At 57.4% G+C, this 3,093-nt stretch carries 2 protein-coding genes; both read left to right on the top strand.

Annotated elements, in window-relative coordinates; genetic code table 11:
• A partial coding sequence (locus ABL922_RS14300) for a hypothetical protein (RefSeq protein ID WP_349024883.1) occupies positions 1-2,065 on the top strand: 2,065 nt, incomplete at its 5' end.
• Positions 2,062-2,601 (top strand): hypothetical protein, encoded by a 540-nt coding sequence (locus ABL922_RS14295; RefSeq protein WP_349024882.1) that lies wholly within the window; start codon positions 2,062-2,064, stop codon positions 2,599-2,601. The genes ABL922_RS14300 and ABL922_RS14295, both read left to right, overlap by 4 nt.
• The last annotated feature ends 492 nt before the right edge of the window (positions 2,602-3,093 follow it).

Raw genomic sequence — 3,093 nt, 5'->3', positions numbered from 1 at the left:
CAGCCACAATGCCGGCACCTTCCAACCCTATGACCCCAGCGAGGTCATGGGCGAAACCCAACCCACCACGCCCAAGCCGCCGAAGAAGGCGAAATGTGGGGCATTCGGACAAGTGCTCTCGATCGTCGTTGCGGTGGTCGCCAGCTATTATCTCGGGCCATTGCTAGGTAACCTTGTTAGCCAAGGGTTCAACAATCTGATCGGGACGCAATCGGGCTTTAGCTGGAAGAGCCTTGCGATGGCACAGGTTAGTGCCGGGGTGACGATGGGTCTCGATGGCGCCTTTGCAGGCATTCAGAGCTCGTTCCTGCAAGGAGCGGCGCAAGCGGCGGCGGCGAGCGCGATCACGCAAGGCATTGGCGTTGCCACCGGGCTGCAGAAGAAGTTCGACTTTGCAGGCGTTGCCGCTGCCGGGGTTGCAGGCGGCATATCAAGCTGGGCCAGTGCACGTCTTGATGGTCGCTCGTTTGATCCAGCTACGGGCTGGCAAAATGGCGCATCGACGGCAGGGTCGGCAGCGCTTGCCCATACCGCAGGTGCGATTGCAGGTGCTGTCACCCGCTCGGTACTTAACGGCAACAGCTTTGGCGACAATCTGCTTGCCAGCCTTCCCGAAGTGATCGGCCGGGCCGCCGTGCGTGGTATGGGCGGCGGGAACATCCTTACAAGGCTGTTTGCTGACAAGGAAGGTCCGGAAACGGGTTCCGCCGCCCCGATGGCGGTCGAGCAGACTGAGGGGAATGAATATGCCGAACTCGCCAAGCTTGATCCGCTAACACAGGGCCAACTGGAGGCCGAGGCTGACGCAAATACCATCACCGTCACTGGCACTCGTTACGCGTCGCTTTCGGTGTCGCTCGATGATCAGGCGGCTGTGGGGGCTTTGGTCGGCCGCGCGATTGCACTCGACAGGCTCACAAAGCTTTCGCAGGGCGGCGAAGCTCTGTCAGTTCGATTGGCAGGGGCTAGCGCCAGCGAACGCAAGGCCATTTTGCGCTCCATAGGCGGCGGCACAAACGATGCTGGAACCAGCACTTCGGGCGGCGACACGATTGCGGGAACCAAACATCTTGCGGGCGGCACAACGTCGCTGAGCGGGCGGCAATGGTTGGGTGCGATGATCGAAAGTGCGTACACCGAAGGCGTGACCGATGCAGAGTTGTCCGATTATTTCGATCAGCATATAAACTTGCTGAAAGGTGCTTCGGACATGCGGACTGCCATTGGTGCGAATTTTGTCGACAGTGCGAACGACACGCAGCTTGCTTATGGCATTCCCGTGCTCGAACGGATTGCAGGAGCCGGAAACAGCAACGCCCAGATCGCGTTGGAACTGGCGAATGCCGGGAAACGGCAACGCTATGACGATATCGGGGCAAAGGTGAATGCCGCCCTGTGGCAGGATGCGAAGGATTTTGGTCTCATTTACGCTGGAACGGCTTTGGTTGTGGGGGGTCTGGCTGCGCCCGGGCTTGCTGCAGGAATTGCAGCGAGGGGAACGCCTCTTTTCTATCGGACGACCATGGCGATAGGAGCTGGGACTGGCATAGGCTTGACGGAAGTCTCCTATCAGCTTGACCGCGATCCAATGAAGGAACGCCAATGGGGCGACTATGTGACAGCGGGCGGATTTGGTGTGTTGGCCGGGTCGGGCTGGCAGCCGATTGGCAAGTTCGCGCCCAATGTGCTGGGCTGGAGCGAGAAATATCTGGTCAGCGCCGCCAATGGCGCGCTGTTCGCTGGAGGAGCTGATGTCGCCGGGCAGTTCGTTAATGTTGCACTCGACCCTTCGGTGGAACTAAATTGGTATAAAACATTAAGGATGGGAGCCTTGGGGGCAGGTGCAGGTCTTGTCTTACCGCGTATTTCAGGGGTGAATGCAGGCCGCAATAATTATGAGTCGGTATACAACGCCCAGTTGGGCCGATTGAATAACGGCTATATCGGTAATATCTCACCGTGGGTGACCATGCGGGGTGCTGCCGCCAATCAGGCGACACCTGTTACGCAGGGCGTAGTCGCAACCACCGGCGAGATTGTTTACAAACGGATGAGCGGCCAATGATCCCGGCCAATGACAGCCACGATGCCGATGGCGGACTCTATGTCGAAATCGACCGGCAATATGAGATTCCGATCAAAGTGCCGATGCTGTTTTTTGGTGTTACCGCTTTGCTTGGGGCTTTTCTTTGGATCAGAGATGGGTTGTGGGAAGCTGGTTTGGTCGGCGTCATTATTTTTGTGCTCTGGTGGCTCCTGAACGTTTATCCCAATCGCCGCTATCGGATCGGCTGGGACAATCTACGCATTTACATGCGCGAAGGCGGGTTCAAGCATTCGGATTATTTCTCGATTGCATTTGATGATATCAAAGCCATCGAAACCGGCTATGATGGCAATGCGGGCGCGAAGGCGCGTTTCTATCCGTTCGACTATATCGAGATGATCTCCAAATATCCGGGTCAAAAACCGGTGGTCGTTCACCCGCCTTCGCTAAAGGATGGGCAGGTCAAGGCGATGCTGCTCTATATGTATGGCCAGCGTCCTGAACCGTTTCCACAGGACGTAATCGACTATATGCACTCTGACAGGCCGCTTTGAAGCTTGCAAAGTAGGATTTGTCCTGCCAGCCTATAGCTCCCCGCCTGCGCCAAAGGCTGCCGCGGACACCCATCGCAAACCGCCCTATTGAGCTAGAAGGGCCTGCCAAAAGCTCTCAATGCTATAGCACTCCGCTGCACCCAAAAAGTAACAAAGGTGACAAACGAGGGATAGGTTACCGGTAACCTTTGTCACCTTAAGCTGGCTCGCCGAGCATAGTCCGGCACCGCACATTCACTCCCGCCGCCTTTAAGAGGCCCATCGCAACGGTGGCGCGTACTCGGTGTCAGCTGGTGACCTCCGGTCGCCTTCGGCTCCAACTTCGGTCGTCTTGGGCCGCAACTTTGCCCGACCTTCAACCTCGCCAACTTCAACACCAACTTCACAACGACCTACAGCTATGACGGCATCGGCAACCTGACCTCGGCCTATGTCTATGACGGGGTGCCCAAATCGCTTGCCTATCTGACCGACATGAACGGCCAGGTGATC

Source organism: Sphingorhabdus sp. (assembly GCF_040079335.1).
Lineage (GTDB): Bacteria > Pseudomonadota > Alphaproteobacteria > Sphingomonadales > Sphingomonadaceae > Sphingorhabdus_B.
Note: the sequence above shows the minus strand (reverse complement) of the source record. Positions and strands in the feature narration are given on the sequence as shown.